The sequence below is a fragment of the Thermohalobaculum sediminis genome (assembly GCF_023487995.1).
Classification (GTDB): domain Bacteria; phylum Pseudomonadota; class Alphaproteobacteria; order Rhodobacterales; family Rhodobacteraceae; genus Thermohalobaculum; species Thermohalobaculum sediminis.
Genome location: NZ_JAMFKN010000005.1, coordinates 242,210 through 259,037, shown reverse-complemented (window position 1 = coordinate 259,037; position 16,828 = coordinate 242,210). Strand labels below are relative to the sequence as shown.

Sequence of the window (16,828 nt, the reverse complement as noted above, 5' to 3'; positions counted from 1 at the left end):
AAGGCGGCGAGAGCCTCGCTTCTCCCGCCGCCATCCTGCCGCCTCCGGCCCTTCCGGGAACTGGAGCGTTTCCCGTTAGACCACACGGCGAGTCGCCACCCCGCGACTGTTCGCAACTTCAAGCTGAACGCAGACCATGTTCATTTTTGGATCAGCTCAGGCGCATTTTCGCCAAAGTTTGAAGAACGTGTCAAGATCATCCAATATCATGCTGGAAAAATTATCATTTCTCATATTGCCCGAATGCGCTTCGCACCGCCTGCCGGCGTCGCATTCGGGCGGACTCGCCCCCGTTCGGGTCGGTGCCCGGGCAGTCGCGGGCCGCAACTCGCGCAGTTTCAGCGCGACTCGCCCGCGCCCGCGCGCCCGCCGCCTCTTCTCAAGCGCCGCGCCAGACTGTATGCGGGCTCTGAGGCATCAGTGGGTCGACCGACGGGCAGGGTTTCATGAGCGCACATCCCACCATCCGCCCCCGGCAGGGCGTCATGGACATCGCCCCCTATGTCGGCGGCAAGAGCCATGCCGTGGGTGCCAACCGCACGATCAAGCTCAGCTCGAACGAGAACCCCCTTGGGCCCAGCCCGGCGGCACGCGCGGCCTTCGTTGCCGCGGCCGAGGGGCTCGCGCTCTATCCAGACGGCGGTGCGTCGGCGCTGCGCCGCGCGATCGGCGAAGCGCACGGCCTCGACCCCGACCGCATCATCTGCGGCGCGGGGTCGGACGAGCTTATCGCGCTCCTGTGCAAGGCCTATGCCGGGCATGGCGACGAGGTGCTCTACTCGCAGCATGGCTTCCTGATGTATCGCCTGTCCGCGCTGGCGGCGGGCGCGACGCCCGTCGTCGCCCCCGAGACGGAGCTGACGACCGACATCGACGCCCTGATCCGCCAGCTCACGCCGCGCACGCGACTCGTGTTCGTCGCGAACCCCAACAACCCGACCGGGACGATGGTGGAGGGCGCGGCGCTCGGTCGCCTCGCGGACGCGCTGCCGCCGGCGGCGTTGCTCGTCCTCGATTCCGCCTACGCCGAATACGTGCGCGACGAGGGGTATGACGGCGGCATCGCGCTGGTCGCGGCGCGCGAGAACGTGGTGATGACGCGCACCTTCTCGAAGATCCACGGCCTCGCGGCGCTGCGGCTGGGCTGGGCCTTCGCGCCCGCGCATGTGATCGACGTGCTCAACCGGGTGCGCGGGCCGTTCAACGTCTCGGCCCCGGCGCTCGCGGCGGGCGAGGCGGCGATCCGCGACCGCGACTATGTCGCCCATTGCGCCGTGCAGAACGAGGTCTGGCGCGACTGGCTGGCCAAGGAGCTGAACCGCGCCGGCTTCGCCGTGGTGCCATCCTTCGCGAACTTCCTGCTGGTCGAGATCGGCGAGAACGCCCCCGCCGCCGACGAGTACCTGCACCGGCGCGGCATCGTGGTGCGCCGGATGGAGGGCTACGGCCTGCCCCGGCACCTGCGCATCTCGGTCGGGGACGAGGCCGCGTGCCGCGCCGTCGCCGAGGCGATGCGCGCCTTCAGGGCCGGGAACTGAGCGATGGCGGAGCCGCATTTCCGCAGGGTCGCGCTGATCGGCCTCGGGCTGATCGGCTCGTCGATCGCCTGGGCCGCGCACCGCTCGGGCGCGGCGGGCGAGATCGCGGGTTACGCGCGCTCGGCCGCCACGCGCGAGACCGCGCGGCGGCTGGGCTTCTGCGACAGCGTGGCCGAGACCGCCGCCGAGGCGGTGCGCGGCGCCGACCTCGTGATCGTCTGCGTCCCCGTGGGATCCTGCGGTGCCGTCGCGGCCGAGATCGGGCCTGCGCTGGCGCCGGGCGCGATCGTCTCGGATGTCGGCTCGGTCAAGGCGTCCGTGATCGCCCAGATGGCCCCGCACCTGCCGGGGCACGTCCATTTCGTGCCGGCCCATCCGCTGGCGGGCACCGAGCATTCGGGCCCGGAATCGGGCTTCGCCGAGCTCTTCGACAATCGCTGGTGCATCCTGACACCGCTGCCCGATGGCGAGCCCTCGGCCACCGCGCGCCTTCGCGCGTTCTGGGAGGCGCTGGGCGCGCGCACCGACGAGATGACGCCCGAGCACCACGACCTCGTGCTCGCCGTCACGAGCCATGTGCCCCATGCCATCGCCTACACGATGGTCGGTGTCGCGGACGACCTGCGTCGGGTCACCGACTCCGAGGTGATCCGCTATTCGGCGGCGGGTTTCCGGGACTTCACGCGCATCGCGGCCTCGGACCCGACGATGTGGCGCGACGTGTTCCTGAACAACCGCGAGGCGGTGCTCGACATTCTCGGCCGCTTCGCCGAGGAGCTGTTCGTCGTGCAGCGGGCGATCCGCATGGGCGACGGCGAATACCTGTTCGATTACTTCACGCGCACGCGCGCCATCCGGCGCGGCATCATCGAGGCCGGGCAGGACACTGCGGCACCCGATTTCGGCCGCATCGCCCGCACCGAGAAGGAGCGCGCCGGATGACGGTCGCGCCCGGGGCCGCAGCACTCGCTCTCGCGCTCTGGGCGCTCGTCGCAGCACCGCTTCCGCCAAACCGCCCGGTCATGCAGGATGACACGGCCGCGCCCGCGGTGCCTTCGAGCGCGGTCGCCGGCATCGCGCCGGCTGCGGCCGAGGCACCGACCGTCGCGGCATCCGACACCGGGAACGGCCTTGCCCCAACCGATGCGCCCGTGCCGCCCGAGGCGGACGTCGCGCGCACCATCCAGGGCGTAACGCAGGACATCGCCCGGGGCCTTGCGCAGGACGCGGCGTCGCGCCCGTCGGGCGACGCGGCAACGACGCCGCAGCCCACGAACCCGACCGGCGCCGTCGCGGCCGGCGGCCCTGCCGTGCCGTTTCCACCGCGGCGCCCCGTCGGACCCGACGCGGCCCGTCGCCCGCCGTCCGAGTCAGCCAAGCTCGCCGCGCTCGACCCGTCGGCCATTCTCGCCCCCAGGACGCCCGCGCCCGGCGCGATCGCGCCGCAGCCCGATCAGTTCGTATGCCGTGACCCGCGCCTCGCGGGGGCCGTGATTCCACCGATCGGCGATCTCGGTGCGCCCTGCGGGATCACCCATCCGGTCCGCCTGACGGCTGTCTCGGGCGTCGCCTTCGACACGCCCGCGACGCTCGACTGCCCGACCGCGCGGCGCGTCGCGCATTGGCTGACCGGGGTGGCCGAGCCGCTGGCACGCCAGCATTTCGGCAGCCGCATCGTCGAGGTCGACGTGATGGGCAGCTATTCCTGCCGCACCCGGAACAACCGGCCGGGCGGGCGCATTTCTGAGCACGCGATGGGGAGGGCGATCGACGTGGGCGGCTTCCGGCTGGCCGACGGACGCCGCATCTCGGTCCGCGAGGACTGGGGCCGCGGCGCGGAGGGCAAGTTCCTCGGCGCGCTGCACCGGCATTCGTGCGGCCTGTTCATGACTGTGCTCGGGCCGGCGGCCGACCGCTTCCATCACGATCACTTCCACCTCGACACGGCGCGCCGCAACGGCGACACCTACTGCCGCTGAGACCGGTTCGGGAGAGGGAACTGCCGGGCGCCCGCCGCCTTCCGGGGTGAGAGTGCGAGCGCAAGAAAACGGCGCCCGGCAGGCAATGAACACCGCCGGCCGCAAGTGGTTCCCGGCTATCCACGAATCCCGGCGGGCCGGGCTCACGGCGCCAGCAAGCGCGGCGCGGGACCCACGGGTACCGGCCCGATCCGCGCCCTGCCCCCCGCGAAGCTCACAGTGACATCGAGCGCGCCCGAGCCGTTGAAAATCGCGATGAGCCCGAGCGCCGCCTCGACGGCATCGGCGACCTCGACGCTGAGCGCGCCGGTCGTGCGCGCAACCGCAATCATCCGGCGCCAATCGTTCAGCGTAAGCGCAACCTCCCCTTCCGCGAGTCCAGCGGCGTCCGCGTCGAGACGCCCCCGCGCGGTGAGGCCCATGCCGTCCCAGTCGAGCGCGACCCGGCGCAGCACCAGCGTGCGCAGGCCGATGCGGCCCTCCTCGATCACGGCGCGATCGAGCGGGCGGTCGGGGACGAACAACGCATCGGCCCGCAGCGCCGAGACTTCGGGCGAAAGGACGCCGGACGGGTCGATCCGGCGCATCAGCGCCTCGGGCAGCAAAACCCGCTCGGCGGTGGCTTCGAGCTCGTGCGTCTCGGGTGGCTCGCCGGCGATGGTCCGGCGCCGCACCGACGCATCGACCAGCTCCGCGCCCGCGCGCCAGCCCGACTGGCCGGCAACCGCAAGGCCGCGCGCAAGCACGCTGCCCTCGCGAAGCTGCAATGCAATCCCCGGAAACAGCGCAAGCACGGCCGTCATCTCGCGGCTCTCGACGCTCGCGCGCTCGCCGGGGACGGCCAGGGTCTGGCTCGACGGGAACTCGGCGGTGACGTGGGTCGGGTCGAGCGCAGGCCGCTCGAGCCGCAACTCGGGCGCGCTCCAGGCCCAGCCGGCGTCGGGATCCGACAGCGCGGGCTGCCGGATCAGCGTGTCGAAGCGGCTGGGGAACCCGGTGGTCGCGATCGCCGCCATCTCGGCCTGCCAGCCCTCGGCGGCGCGGCTCTCGAACCAGCGTGCGAGCGCGGCCTCCTGCCCGCGCGCGGCGATCATCCACCAGGCGACCCAGCCCGCCGCGGCGAGGACCACCGACAGCGTGGCGAAATTCAGGGCACGGACCATCGGCCTCTCCTTGCACCGGATCGGCGAGGGTTATACCTCACATGCGATGGAGGGTGGCAACACCATGTCGGACGGCGGATTCTGGGTCTTCGGCTACGGCTCGCTGATGTGGCGGCCGGGGTTCGAGTATCTCGAGCGGCGCATGGCGCGGCTGCAGGGCTACCGCCGTGCCTTCGCGCTGCGCTCGGTGCGCTATCGCGGCACGCCCGAGGCGCCGGGGTTGGTGCTCGGTCTCGACTGGGACCCGAACGCCGCGTGCACGGGCATGGCCTTCCGCATCTGCCCGACGCGCGCCGAGGCGGTGCGGACCTATCTCGCCGAGCGCGAGCTGGTCACGCGGAGCTATTTCGAGGTCCTCCACCCCGTCGCGCTCGAAGGCGGCGAGACCGTGGACGCGATCTGCTACATCCTCGACCGGACGCACCCGCAGTATTGCGGCGGGCTCGGGCTTGACGAGCAGGCGCGAATCATCGCCTGCGCCGCTGGACCCGCCGGGACGAACCGCGATTACCTGCACAACACGGTCGCGCATCTGCGCGAGCTTGGCGTCGAGGACGGGGCGCTGGCCGAACTCGACCTGCGCGTGCGCACGCTCGCCGGGGACGCGCCATCTCCCTCCGCGGCCCGCTGAGCGCCGGCTGCCGCCGAGCGCCCGATCGCGGCACTCAGATCGTGCCGGGCTCGACAGCGAGATGGTTGCCGACCACCTCCGACCATTCGCCCGACCGGCGGATGGCATCGAGGCCGTTGTCGAGCGCGCCGAGGAACACCTGTCCGCGCGCCGCATCGCGCGGGGCGATCACGTGGATGGTCTGGCGCCGGCGCAGGCCGCTCGCCTCGACGGCGGCGTCCGCGAGCCGCAAGCGGCCCTCGACCCGATCGAGGCCCGGGCCGCTCGCCGCGACCACGTCGACCGCACCCGCCGCGAGTTGGTCGAGGCAATCCCGCGTCCGTGGCGCGCGCGTAAGCTGCGCCTCCGGCAGGTGCGGCAGGCCGCCCCCGAAGCGCTCCGCCGCGCGGCAGAGCCGCTGCCCGCTCAGCGACGCGGCATCGGACGCGGCAGCGAGGCCATCACCGGCGCGAACGTAGAACCGGGTCTCGACCTCGGCGACCGGCGCAGAGAAGGCAAAGCTCTCGCACAGCCGGCGCTCCACGCCGCTCAGCGCCGCCGCATTCTCGCAATCGGGCCGGGCAGCGGGGAAGGCCAGATCGAACCTGCCTTCGGCCAGCGCATCGAGCGCGCTGCTCATGTCGCCGTCCGCGACCTCGTCGAACACCACCTCGTAATCCACCGGCGTCGGCGCCCGCAGCATGGCGCGCGAGACGAGTTCGGTCGCCATGCCGCCCTCCGGCAATCGCTTGCCGGCAAAGGGCGCCGCGTCGGGAAGCACGAATAGGCGCGCGAGCGCACCGCCCAGCGCCCCGCCCGCCGCGGGCCCCGCCGGAGCCGGCGCGACCGTCCCCTCGGCGGCCGGGGCGGATGTCGCCGCCTCCGCGCCGGGCGTGAGCGCCGCAAGCGCGGCCTCCCGCGTCTGGAATCCGCTACCGTCGAGGCAGGGGATGAGCAGCTGGTCGCCCACCTCGATCTCGGCCGGCGAACGCATGAAGCCGCTGTTCGCGCGGAAGATCGCGAGGTAGTCGGGCGTCGGATAGGCGCGCGAGGCGATATAGTGGAGCGTGTCGCCCCGCACCACGGTATAGAAGGTCCCGCAGGCGATCGGGCCGGCTCCCTGCGCCGCGGCGTCGGTCTCGGCCCCGAGAAGAACGGCTGCCGCCACCACGGCGGCGCGGACGCCAACGACCCCGATACGTTCCACCATGTAAGCACCCTCTCGGAAGATCAGCGGAGAAAGCGGCCGTTTTCCATATTTTGCCGAATTTTAGCCGGCATTCTTAACAAATTATTACAGCAGGGCAAGCCCCCTCCGCATCGACCCGCGGAGGCCGGGCGCACAGGCGAGGCGGGTTCTCCCCATCAGGCCGAGGCATCGACCAGCAGCGTTGCGCCTTCGGCCGCGAGGACGCGCATCAGGCTGCCGGGTGCGGGTTCGGATGCGTGCCCCGCGTCGGGCGCGAGGCGCGCGCGCCAGCTCACGCCGTCGATCTCGACCATGCCGACACCGGCGCGAAACGGTCCCGAGACCACCGCCGTGCGGCCGACAAGCTGGGCCGCGCGCCGGTTCAGGCCGGTCCCGGGCGCGCTGTCGGCCCGCTGCCGGAGCCGCAGCCAACCCCAGCCAGCCATCGCGATCACCAGGGTCGCGACCGCGAAGACCAGGACCTGCGTCGTCCCGGTCGCGTCCGGCACGACGAACAGCAGCCCCGCCACGGTCAGCGCGCCAAGCGAGAGCCAGAGCAGGAAATAGGTAAACGTCACGACCTCGACCGCGCCGAGCGCAAGCGCGAGCGCAACCCACCACCAGGCCGACGCCCCGTCGAGGAAGGCGAAGAGATCGACCTGCGGCATCACGCAGCCCCCCAGGGGCCGCCAGCGCCCGAACCGCCGGATGCCGGCGCGCCGCCCGACGCCCCGCCGTCGCGGCCGGGCTGGCCGATGGTCCGCGTGAGTTCGGCAATGCCGGCGACCGCGCCGGCGATGCCGCCGGCCTCGATCGGCAGGATCACCACGCGCGAGCTTGGGCTCGCCGCGATGTCGCGCAGCGCCTCGGTGTACTTCGTCGCGACGAAATAGTTGACCGCCTGGATGTCGCCCTCGGCGATGGCGCGGCTGACCATCTCGGTCGCTTTCGCCTCGGCCTGCGCCAGCCGCTCGCGCGCCTCGGCGTCGAGGAAGGCCGCCTCGCGCCGGCCCTCGGCCTCGCGCACCTGGCTCTCGCGCACGCCCTCGGCCTTCAGGATCGCCGCCTGCTTGAGACCCTCGGCCTGAAGCACGTCGGCACGCTTGTCGCGCTCGGCCTTCATCTGGCGGCCCATGGCGGCGACGATGTCGGCGGGGGGCGAGAGGTCCTTGATCTCGACGCGCGTGACCTTGACGCCCCAGGGATGCGCCGCCTCGTCGATGATCGCCAGGAGCTTGGAGTTGATCACGTCCCGGTTCGACAGCACGTCGTCGAGATCCATCGCGCCGATCACCGAGCGGATGTTCGTCATCGACAGGTTCTGCAGCGCATTCTCGAGGTCGCGCACCTCGTAGGCGGCCTGACTCGCGTCGATCACCTGGTAGAAGGCGACAGCATCAGCATGGACCATCGCGTTGTCCCGTGTGATGACCTCCTGCCCCTGGATGTCGAGCACGGTCTCCATCATGTTCATCTTGTGCCCGACGCGGTCGATCACCGGCCAGAGAAACCGCAAGCCGGGGCCCAGCGTCCGGACGTAGCGGCCAAAGCGCTCGACGGTCCATTCCTCGCCCTGCGGGACGGTCCGCACCGCGCGGCTGATGACGATGACCGTGAATATGACAAGGACGATGACGGCAATCTGAAAGACGCCGATATCTTCGCCGATCCCGTTCATGCAGGCTGCTCCCTCCCCCGACGGCCGCGCCCGACGCGATCGGCCCCGTGAAAATCTGGCGGCTGCGGCGGCGAATCACAATCCCGCCCGACGCATGCGCGACCTGACCGTGTGCGCAAGGTTGACACGGCCGCCGCCTCGGTCCCTTCTGCGCCCTGAACAGCCGGGCGGACCACACCCGCGCGGCCGACCCGCCCCCGAAGAAGAGGCGAGACAAATCATGACAGGCTTTGCGCGCAGGGGCGCCGCCGGGCGCCTTCTTTTTTCCATCATCCTCGCGCTTTCGCTCGCGCCCCATGCATCCGCGCAGACCACTGCCCCGGCCGAGGGCACGCAGGCCGGCGCGCCCCAGCCATCGGCCGAGCCCGAGCGCGCGCGCGGCCCGGCGATTCCCGCTGATGCGCGCGTCACGACGGAGGCGCCGGATGAAGCGCAGCCCGGCGCCAACGCGCCGGAGACGCCCGCGCCCGAGGCTTCGGACGCCACAGCGGCGCCTGCACCGGCATCGCCCGCCGCTGCGGCTGCCCCCGCGTCCCCGGAAGCTGCGGCGGCACCCGCGGCGCCGGCGGGCGAGGCCGGCGCGCTGATCTCGGTCCTGCGCGACCCGGTGGCGCGTGAGCGCCTGATCACGGAACTCGAGAAGCTTGCTGCGGGCGGCGCCGCCGCGCCGCTTGAGGCCGGGCAGGATGCTGCCGCGGCCGAGGCGCCGCTTGGAACGCGGATCGCCGATTTCACGCGCGAGACCGCGGCGCACTCGGCCGCGCGCTTCCAGGCATTCGTGAGCGGGCTCCGGGCCACGGGGCGTCGCCTCGCCGGCCTCGCGGACGCGGATCTCACGGTCTTCGCCGCCGCCCTCCGGGCGCTCGCGGTGGTGGTCGCGGTGACGGTGGCTGCCCGCCTTGCGCTCGGCCTCGTGCTGACGCCGGCGCGGCGGCGCATCGGGCGCGCGGCCGAAAGCTACGGCCCATTGCGGAAGGCTGGCGCGGTTTCGGGCGCCGCGCTCCTCGACATGCTTGGTGTTCTGCTCGCGGCCGCGGGCGGGCATGCGCTCGCGCTCGTCCTCCTCGAGCCGGCCGGCGAGATCGAGTTCCACCAGGCGCTCTTTCTCAACGCCTTCGTGCTGGTGGGCCTTGGCTGCGCCGCCGTCCGGACCGTGCTGGCCCCCAAGGTTCCGACACTGCGGCTGACACCGATGTCGGACGCCACCGCCGCCCACTGGTTGCGCTGGGGCGCCGTGCTGATCGGCATCCTCGGCTACGGCCTCATGCTCGCGGTCCCGGTGGTGCGCGAGGCGGTCAATCTCTTCACCGCGCGCGCGGTTTCCGTCGTGGTGACGGGCGTCGTGCTGTTCGCCGCGATGGCGCTCGCGATCCGTCACCGCAAGGCGCCGAGGGCGCATTTCGAGGCACGCGCGGCGGCGGCCGGGGGCGATGTGACGATCGAGCTGATCGCCTATCTCTCGCGCTTCTGGCACATCGGCGTGGTGGTGTTCCTGCTGGCGATCTTCTCCGCGACGGTGCGTCAGTCGGGGAACATCGCCCCGATCCTCAGCGCCACCGGAAAGATCATCGGCGCGGCGCTGCTTGGCGCCTTCGTCATGGCCGTTCTCGGCCGGGCGAGCACGCATGGCGTGATCCTGCCCGGCGCGGTCACCGAGCGGCTGCCGCTGCTCGAGCGGCGGATCAACACTTTCGTCCCCGGCTTCCTCAAGCTGGTGCGCTTCGTCGTCATGCTGGCCGTGGTCGCCTATGCGCTCCACGTGATGGGTCTCGCGGACATCGAGGGCTGGCTTGCGGGCGCGCTGGGCGTCGATCTCGCCGGGACGCTGGTCGCGGTCGGCCTGATCGTCATGGGCGGCTTCGCCGTGTGGCTTGGGCTTGCAAGCTGGATCGACTATCGCCTGACGCCGTCGCGCGGCCGGCGGATCACCTCGCGCGAGCAGACATTGCTGTCGCTGCTCCGGAACGCCGCGACCATCGCGATCGCGGTGATCACGGGGATGTTCGCGCTGTCGCGGATCGGGGTGGACATCGCGCCGCTCATCGCCTCGGCCGGTGTCGTCGGCCTCGCCATCGGCTTCGGCGCGCAGAGGATGGTGCAGGACATCATCACCGGCATCTTCATCCAGTTCGAGAACGCCATCAACGTGGGCGACGTGGTGACGCTTGGCAGCACCACGGGAACGGTCGAGAAGCTCACCATCCGGTCGGTCAGCCTGCGCGACGTGCAGGGCGTGTTCCACATCATCCCGTTCAGCTCGGTCGATGCCGTGTCGAACTACATGCGCGGCTTCGCCTACCATGTCGCCGACATCGGCATCGCCTATCGCGAGGACATCGACGAGGCGAAGGCGCTGATGTTCGAGGCCTTCGAAACGCTGCGCGCGGACAGCGAGCTCGGCAGCAAGATCCTCGGCGAGCTCGAATGGTTCGGCGTGCAGGCGCTGGGCGACTCGGCGGTGATGCTGCGGGCGCGCATCAAGACGCGGCCGGGCGACCAGTGGGGTGTCGGGCGCGCCTACAACGAGGCGGTAAAGAAGCGCTTCGACGCGGCCGGCGTCGAGATCCCCTTCCCGCACATGACGATCTGGTTCGGAGAGGGGAAGGACGGCTCCGCCCCGCCCGCGCCAGTCGCCCTGGCCGAGAGCCGGATCGCGCGCGCCCTGGTCGAGGGCCGCGCCGCGCCCGCCGAAGGGGCGAAGCCCCGGCCGCGCGGCAAGGCGAAGGCGCCGACGCAGGACACCCCGCTGCCCGACGACGAGCCACAGGGCGAGGAGGACGGGCGCTGAGCGCCCGCGTCGGAAATGCGGCGCCCGGTCGTCAGGCCGGTTGGGCGAGCCCCTCGCTCAGCCGCATTTCGAGTGGCCGCAATCGAGGCAGACCTCGCACCCCTCGCGCAGCGCGGTGTTGAAACTGCCGCAGTTCGGGCAGGCCGACGGGATCGGGCGGTCCTGCCCGACAGCAAGCCGATCGCTGCCGGTGCCGGCGGCCGGGTCGGCGGCAAGGCCCATGCCCTCGGCCTCGATGAAGCCGATATCCACGAGGTGGCGCTCGATCACCCCGCCGATGGCGGCAAGGATCGAGGGCACGTAGCGCCCGCGCAGCCAGGCGCCGCCGCGCGGGTCGAACACGGCCTTGAGCTCCTCGACCACGAAGCTCACATCGCCGCCCCGCCGGAACACGGCCGAGATCATGCGGGTGAGCGCCACGGTCCAGGCGTAGTGCTCCATGTTCTTCGAGTTGATGAAGATCTCGAAGGGCCGCCGGCGCCCGCCGACGATGACATCGTTCATGGTGATGTAGATGGCGTGCGGGCTGTCGGGCCATTTCAGCTTGTAGGTGATGCCCTCCAGCGTCTCGGGCCGGCTGAGCGGCTCGGCGATCCAGACGACATCGCCCGCCCGTGGCGGTGGCGCCTCGCCGACGCCGCGCGCCGCCACGGTGGCGGCGGGGCTCTCTCCGGGCTCTGGCGCCGGTTGCGCCCGGGGCTGGGGGGCCACCGACAGCACCGACCCGGTGACCTCGTTTGGACGGTAGGTCGTGCAGCCCTTGCAGCCCGATCGCCATGCGGCGAGATAGACCCCCTCGAAATCGTCGAAGGGAATCTCGGCGGGCAGGTTGATGGTCTTCGAGATCGAGCTGTCGATGTATTTCTGCGCCTCGGCCTGCATCGCGACATGTGCCTCGGGCGGCAGGTCCTGGGCGGTCACGAAAGCCGCAGGCAAGGGCGCCTCCGGCCCCCTCAGACCGCGCCAGCGGGCCAGCGCGTGGTCGACCACCTCCTCCTCGGTGCGCGTGCCGTCGGGCAGCAGCACCTTGCGCGTGTAGGACAGCGCGAACACCGGTTCGATCCCCGACGAGACATTGCCCGCGAACAGCGAGATCGTGCCCGTGGGCGCGATCGAGGTCAGGAGCGCGTTGCGGATGCCGTGCCGGGCGATGCCCTCGCGGATGTCCTGCGGCAGCGCGGCGGCGGTCTCGCCCGCCAGAAACTTCTCGCGCTCGAACAGCGGGAACGCGCTCTTCTCGCGCGCAAGATCGACCGAGGCGCGGTAGGCCGCATCGCGGATCGCGCGCAGCCAAGCGCCGGTCTGCGCGACGGCCTCGGGCGTGCCATAGCGCAGCCCGCACATGACCAACGCATCGGCGAGCCCGGTGACACCGAGCCCGATGCGGCGCTTGGCCTGCGCCTCGGCAGCCTGCTGCGGCAGCGGGAAGCGCGAGACATCGACCACGTTGTCCATCATCCGCACCGCGACCGCGACCAGCTCGGCCAGCTCGTCCGGATCGATGCCCGCACCCGCGCCGAACGGGTCGCGGGTGATCGCCGCGAGGTTGATCGAGCCCAGCAGGCACGCGCCATAGGGCGGCAGGGGCTGCTCGCCACAGGGGTTCGTGGCGGCGATCTCTTCGGCATACCAGAGGTTGTTGAGCCGGTTGATCCGGTCGATGAAGATCACGCCGGGCTCGGCATAGTCGTAGGTCGCGCGCATGATGCGGTGCCACAGGTCGCGCGCGGGCAGGGTCTTGTAGACAGTGCCCTCGAACACGAGGTCCCAGGACCCGTCGGCTTCGACCGCCGCCATGAAGGCGTCGGTTGCCAGCACCGACAGGTTAAACATCCTCAGGCGCGCGGGATCGCGCTTGGCCTCGACGAAGGCCTCGATGTCGGGGTGATCGCAGCGCATCGTCGCCATCATCGCGCCGCGCCGCGAGCCCGCGGACATGATCGTGCGACACATCGCGTCCCAGACATCCATGAAGCTGAGCGGCCCCGAGGCGTCGGCCCCGACCCCCTTCACCGGCGCCCCGCGCGGACGGATGGTCGAGAAGTCGTAGCCGATGCCGCCGCCCTGCTGCATTGTCAGCGCGGCTTCCTTGAGCGACTCGAAGATGCCTTCCATCGAGTCGGGGATGGTTCCCATCACGAAGCAGTTGAACAGCGTGACCGACCGCCCCGTGCCCGCGCCCGCAAGAATCCGCCCGGCGGGCAGGAAGCGGAACCCCTCCAGCGCCGCGCGGAAGCGGGGCTCCCATGCGGCGGGCTCGGCCTCGACCGCGGCGAGCGCATGCGCGACGCGGCGGAAGCTGTCGTCGAGGCCGGCATCGACCGGCTCGCCCGCGGGCGTCTTGAGACGATACTTCATGTCCCAGATCTGCCGGGCGATCGGGGCGGTGAAAGCGGTCATAGGCGCATCCTGTGATCCTGCGGAGCGGGCGGAACATCCTAGGAACGCGCGCGGCCGGGGTCAACGGCGCGATGCGCGCGCGCATGGCGCGCGGGCACCGACTGTTGCGCCCGACACGCGGCTTCGCGAAAGGGGATTCTCGATCAGAGAAAACGCATTGTTGGGGGAAGTTCAAACCCGTAGGCTGCCTTTGCGCGGTTCGGAGAAGACCGCGTGAGGCAATGCGAGCGGGGGCTCCGAAGGGGTGTTGCGCGACCTTACGTCAGCCGCGGGGTGGCTGTGCGCCTGTGCGGCGCTGGCGCTGCCAGTGGCGGTGCGTGGCGAGGCGCCCCTGCAACCCGAGCGGCCGCACCACAACCTCTATGGCGTCACCGGCCTCATCGACATGCCCTCGGCCGAGATGCAGCCGGACGGCCAGATCAGCATCACCTCGTCCTACTTCGGCGAATACATGCGCAACACGCTTTCGGCGCAGATCTTCCCCGGCATCGAGGCGGCATTCCGCTACAGCATCCTGAACGACTTCCTGCAGGGCGGCACGGGCGATCTCTACGACCGCAGCTTCGACATCAAGTTCAGGGTGCTGCGCGAGTCCGAGACCTGGCCGAACGTCGTCGTGGGCCTTCAGGACTTCCTCGGCACGGGCATCTACTCGGCCGAGTATCTCGCCGCCAGCAAGCGCTTCTTCGACGGCAGCGTCGTGCTGACCGGCGGCGTCGGCTGGGGGCGGCTAGGCACCGCCAACACGACCGAGAACGTGTTCTGCTCGGCCATTGACAGCTTCTGCGACCGGGGTGACTTCGACGGGGTGGGCGGCGAGGTCAATTTCGGTCGCTTCTTCCAGGGCGAGGACATGGGCTTCTTCGGCGGCATCCAGTGGGACACGCCGATCGAGGGGCTCGCGCTCAAGGTCGAGCTCTCCAGCGACGACTATGCGCGCGAGGAGGCCTCGGGCCAGTTCGAGCGCGAGATCCCGGTCAATTTCGGCGTCGAGTACCGGCCCGTCGAGAGCGTCGAGATCGGCGCCTATTACGTCTATGGCTCCGAGTTTGGCGTGCGGCTGACGCTCTCGGGAAACCCCTTCTCGCCGCCCGCACCCTTCGACACGGAACCAGCGGCCCTGCCGCTGCGCCACCGCAGCCTGCCGCCCGCGGATGCCCCCGCGGTCGGGCTCGGCCAGACGGTCGATCTGGTTACGGGCACCGCGCCGATCATCGACTACCGCGAGGCGGGACTGCGCGAGGTCACGCTGGAGACCGGCGCCGATGGCGTCCGCCGCGCCCGCGCGGTCCTGCCCCCCTCGGCCGACGACGCCTGCCCGGCCGCCACCGCCACGGGCATCGACGCGGATCTCGAGGCGGTCGATCTCGTGACCTTTGCGCGCGCCGACGGGCGGGTCGTCTGCACCGTCGCCCTTCGCCCAGCCGGTGAGCGGGCGATCCGGGCGGCGCGCCGGGCGGCCGCCGACCATCCCACCGGCTGGCACGACGACGACGCCGAGCGCGCGCGGGTGGCCGAGGCGCTGGGTGCCGCGCTTTCCGCGGACGGGCTCGACCTCTTCGGGATCGAGCTCTTCCCGACCCGCGTGCGGGTCTATGTCGAGAACCGCCGCTTCTTCGCGATGCCGCGCGCCATCGGCCGCACCGCTCGCGCCCTGAGCCGCACGATGCCCGCCTCGATCGAGACCTTCGAGATCGTCCCCGTCGAGAACAGCCTGCCCGTCGCGACGATCGCGATGCTTCGCTCGGACCTCGAGGATTTCGCCGACCAGCCCGACGGAGCGCGGGACGTCTGGGCCTCAGCGACCCTGTCCGAAGCTCCCCGGCCCGACTGGAGCGCGATCGAGGGGACCGACGATCTCTTCCCCCGCGCATCGTACTCGTTCGGGCCCTATGTGCCGATCAACGCCTTCGACCCCGACAGCCCGCTGCGGGCCGATCTGCAGGTGCTCGCGCTCGGCACCGTCGAGGTTCTGCCCGGGCTCTCGGCCTCGACCGAGGTGACCCAGCGGATCGTTGGCAACCTGGACGACATCGAGCGCGAGTCGGATTCCACCCTGCCCCGCGTGCGATCCGACATCGCCGAGTATTTCCGCACCGACACGCCCGTCATCTCGCGCATGACCGGCGACTACGTGACCAAGGTCGCGGACGACACCTATGCACGCCTGTCGGGCGGACTGTTCGAGCGCATGTTCGGCGGCGTCGGGGCCGAGCTCCTGTGGAAGCCGGTCGACCAGTCCTGGGGCCTCGGGGCCGAGATCAACTGGGTGCAGCAGCGCGATTTCGAGGGGTATTTCGGCTTCCAGGACTATGACGTCTTCACCGGTCACGCCTCGCTCTACTGGGACACGGGGATCTACGGCGTGGCCGCGCAGGTCGATGCCGGGCGCTACCTGGCGGGGGACTGGGGCGGCACCTTCTCGCTGACCCGCCGCTTCGCCAATGGCTGGGAGATCGGCGCCTTCTTCACCCTTACCGACGTGCCGTTCGACGAGTTCGGCGAGGGCAGCTTCGACAAGGGCATCACGCTCACCATCCCGTTCAACTGGCTCCTGCCCTTCGAGGGGCGCAGCGCCTATTCGACCACGATCCGTCCCGTCACCCGCGACGGCGGCCAGCGGCTGATCGTGGCCAACCGCCTCTACCCGATGGTGCGTGATGCCGACCGGGGCGGCCTGAGGACGCGCTGGGGAGGGTTCTGGGAATGACGCGCGCCACCCTCAGCCGCAGCGGGCTCGCCATGCTGGCCCTGTTCGCGGCCGCCTGCAGCAGCGGGGACGAGACCGCGGCGCCCTACCGCGACTATGCCGGGCTGGTGGCGAACAGCCTCGGGATCGGGCGGGCGGCGGCCCCCGCCCCGCTCGAGATGCCCACGGGCGCGATGCCGGTGGAGGTGCTCGCACAATCCCCGGGGCCGATGATCGCCCTCACGGTGGCGGGGGCGCAGCGCATCGTGCTGAGCGCTGCCCCCGATGCGGGCGACGAGTTCCTGAACTTCCAGGACCAGAACCGGCGCGGCCTCAGGCTGCGGGGAGGCGCGGTCGCCGGGACATACGGCTTCGGGCAGGACCTGCTCGCGGTGCGCTACCAGCGCGAGGACCCGGTCGCGCACCCGCTGCCGCTCGAGGAATGGCCGGGGCAGGTCGACCGCGAATACCAGTACCGCCTGCGCGACCTTGCCAACTTCTCGATCACCGTCACCTGCGTCTTCGACCGCGTGGTGCGCGAGAACATCGACGTCATCGAGCGCCACGAGACCGTGCGCATCGTCGAGACCTGCACCAACAGCCGCCGCAGCTTCGAGAACACCTACTGGGTCGAGCCCCTGACAGGCGTGATACGCCGCTCGCAGCAGTGGACAGGCCCCGAGATTCGGCCCGTCATCATCGAACTTCTGCGGCCGCGACCCGCGGCCTGAGCCGCGGCGCATGCCCGCCGCTCGCACGAAGCGTGCACGTCCGCCCTGCGCGGCGGCGGCCGG

Annotated in this window: 12 protein-coding genes; 7 read left to right on the top strand and 5 right to left on the bottom strand. The window is 71.1% G+C overall.

From position 1 onward, the window contains the following. The first annotated feature begins 446 nt into the window (after positions 1-446). The 3 genes from hisC to M1105_RS12585 are packed head-to-tail and all read left to right on the top strand — an operon-like array spanning position 447 to position 3,517. The gene (gene hisC, locus M1105_RS12595; protein WP_249580718.1) at positions 447-1,538 is read left to right on the top strand and encodes a histidinol-phosphate transaminase; all 1,092 of its coding nucleotides are present in this window, start codon (positions 447-449) and stop codon (positions 1,536-1,538) included. A 3-nt stretch (positions 1,539-1,541) separates the two neighbouring features. Next, positions 1,542-2,480: a prephenate/arogenate dehydrogenase family protein gene (locus tag M1105_RS12590; protein WP_249580717.1), complete on the top strand. Its 939-nt coding sequence runs from the start codon at positions 1,542-1,544 to the stop codon at positions 2,478-2,480. Continuing rightward, positions 2,477-3,517 carry an extensin-like domain-containing protein gene (locus M1105_RS12585; RefSeq protein WP_249580716.1) on the top strand — a complete coding sequence of 347 codons (1,041 nt, stop codon included), beginning with the start codon at positions 2,477-2,479 and terminating at the stop codon, positions 3,515-3,517. Before M1105_RS12590 ends, M1105_RS12585 begins: the two co-directional genes overlap by 4 nt. Before the next feature lie 143 nt (positions 3,518-3,660). Here the strand turns inward: M1105_RS12585 and M1105_RS12580 are convergent, their stop codons facing one another. Beyond that, complete coding sequence (locus M1105_RS12580) at positions 3,661-4,680, bottom strand: DUF2125 domain-containing protein (RefSeq protein ID WP_249580715.1); 1,020 nt, start codon at positions 4,678-4,680, stop codon at positions 3,661-3,663. Positions 4,681-4,744: 64 nt separating this feature from the next. On the opposite strand from M1105_RS12580, the gene M1105_RS12575 reads away from it, so the two are divergent. Further along, a complete protein-coding gene (locus M1105_RS12575; RefSeq protein WP_249580714.1) occupies positions 4,745-5,311 on the top strand; it encodes a gamma-glutamylcyclotransferase in 567 nt (188 codons plus the stop codon). Between the two features lie 34 nt (positions 5,312-5,345). Here the strand turns inward: M1105_RS12575 and M1105_RS12570 are convergent, their stop codons facing one another. The 3 genes from M1105_RS12570 to M1105_RS12560 all read right to left on the bottom strand — a co-directional run bounded on the left by M1105_RS12570 (position 5,346) and on the right by M1105_RS12560 (position 8,157). Further along, positions 5,346-6,500: a LysM peptidoglycan-binding domain-containing protein gene (locus tag M1105_RS12570; RefSeq protein ID WP_249580713.1), complete on the bottom strand. Its 1,155-nt coding sequence runs from the start codon at positions 6,498-6,500 to the stop codon at positions 5,346-5,348. A 155-nt stretch (positions 6,501-6,655) separates the two neighbouring features. Further along, complete coding sequence (locus tag M1105_RS12565; RefSeq protein WP_249580712.1) at positions 6,656-7,147, bottom strand: NfeD family protein; 492 nt, start codon at positions 7,145-7,147, stop codon at positions 6,656-6,658. Beyond that, complete coding sequence (locus M1105_RS12560) at positions 7,147-8,157, bottom strand: SPFH domain-containing protein (protein WP_249580711.1); 1,011 nt, start codon at positions 8,155-8,157, stop codon at positions 7,147-7,149. The genes M1105_RS12565 and M1105_RS12560 overlap by 1 nt, the downstream gene beginning before the upstream one ends. A 220-nt stretch (positions 8,158-8,377) precedes the next feature. On the opposite strand from M1105_RS12560, the gene M1105_RS12555 reads away from it, so the two are divergent. Then, a complete protein-coding gene (locus M1105_RS12555) occupies positions 8,378-10,945 on the top strand; it encodes a mechanosensitive ion channel domain-containing protein (protein ID WP_249580710.1) in 2,568 nt (855 codons plus the stop codon). Between the two features lie 57 nt (positions 10,946-11,002). Here the strand turns inward: M1105_RS12555 and M1105_RS12550 are convergent, their stop codons facing one another. Then, complete coding sequence (locus M1105_RS12550) at positions 11,003-13,345, bottom strand: adenosylcobalamin-dependent ribonucleoside-diphosphate reductase (RefSeq protein ID WP_249580709.1); 2,343 nt, start codon at positions 13,343-13,345, stop codon at positions 11,003-11,005. A gap of 247 nt (positions 13,346-13,592) precedes the next feature. Between M1105_RS12550 and M1105_RS12545 the strand changes: the two genes are divergently transcribed. Together M1105_RS12545 and M1105_RS12540 are read left to right on the top strand one after the other, a co-directional pair. Further along, positions 13,593-16,055 carry a YjbH domain-containing protein gene (locus M1105_RS12545; RefSeq protein ID WP_249580708.1) on the top strand — a complete coding sequence of 821 codons (2,463 nt, stop codon included), beginning with the start codon at positions 13,593-13,595 and terminating at the stop codon, positions 16,053-16,055. Next, positions 16,052-16,765: a YjbF family lipoprotein gene (locus tag M1105_RS12540; protein ID WP_249580707.1), complete on the top strand. Its 714-nt coding sequence runs from the start codon at positions 16,052-16,054 to the stop codon at positions 16,763-16,765. The genes M1105_RS12545 and M1105_RS12540 overlap by 4 nt, the downstream gene beginning before the upstream one ends. Positions 16,766-16,828 lie beyond the last annotated feature (63 nt).

What these genes read in the sequence shown, in the direction of transcription:
- hisC (WP_249580718.1), top strand. Translation starts at nt 447, where the DNA reads ATGAGCGCACATCCCACCATCCGCCCCCGGCAGGGCGTCATGGACATC.
- M1105_RS12590 (WP_249580717.1), top strand. Translation starts at nt 1,542, where the DNA reads ATGGCGGAGCCGCATTTCCGCAGGGTCGCGCTGATCGGCCTCGGGCTG.
- M1105_RS12585 (WP_249580716.1), top strand. Translation starts at nt 2,477, where the DNA reads ATGACGGTCGCGCCCGGGGCCGCAGCACTCGCTCTCGCGCTCTGGGCG.
- M1105_RS12580 (WP_249580715.1), bottom strand. Translation starts at nt 4,680, where the DNA reads ATGGTCCGTGCCCTGAATTTCGCCACGCTGTCGGTGGTCCTCGCCGCG.
- M1105_RS12575 (WP_249580714.1), top strand. Translation starts at nt 4,745, where the DNA reads ATGTCGGACGGCGGATTCTGGGTCTTCGGCTACGGCTCGCTGATGTGG.
- M1105_RS12570 (WP_249580713.1), bottom strand. Translation starts at nt 6,500, where the DNA reads ATGGTGGAACGTATCGGGGTCGTTGGCGTCCGCGCCGCCGTGGTGGCG.
- M1105_RS12565 (WP_249580712.1), bottom strand. Translation starts at nt 7,147, where the DNA reads ATGCCGCAGGTCGATCTCTTCGCCTTCCTCGACGGGGCGTCGGCCTGG.
- M1105_RS12560 (WP_249580711.1), bottom strand. Translation starts at nt 8,157, where the DNA reads ATGAACGGGATCGGCGAAGATATCGGCGTCTTTCAGATTGCCGTCATC.
- M1105_RS12555 (WP_249580710.1), top strand. Translation starts at nt 8,378, where the DNA reads ATGACAGGCTTTGCGCGCAGGGGCGCCGCCGGGCGCCTTCTTTTTTCC.
- M1105_RS12550 (WP_249580709.1), bottom strand. Translation starts at nt 13,345, where the DNA reads ATGACCGCTTTCACCGCCCCGATCGCCCGGCAGATCTGGGACATGAAG.
- M1105_RS12540 (WP_249580707.1), top strand. Translation starts at nt 16,052, where the DNA reads ATGACGCGCGCCACCCTCAGCCGCAGCGGGCTCGCCATGCTGGCCCTG.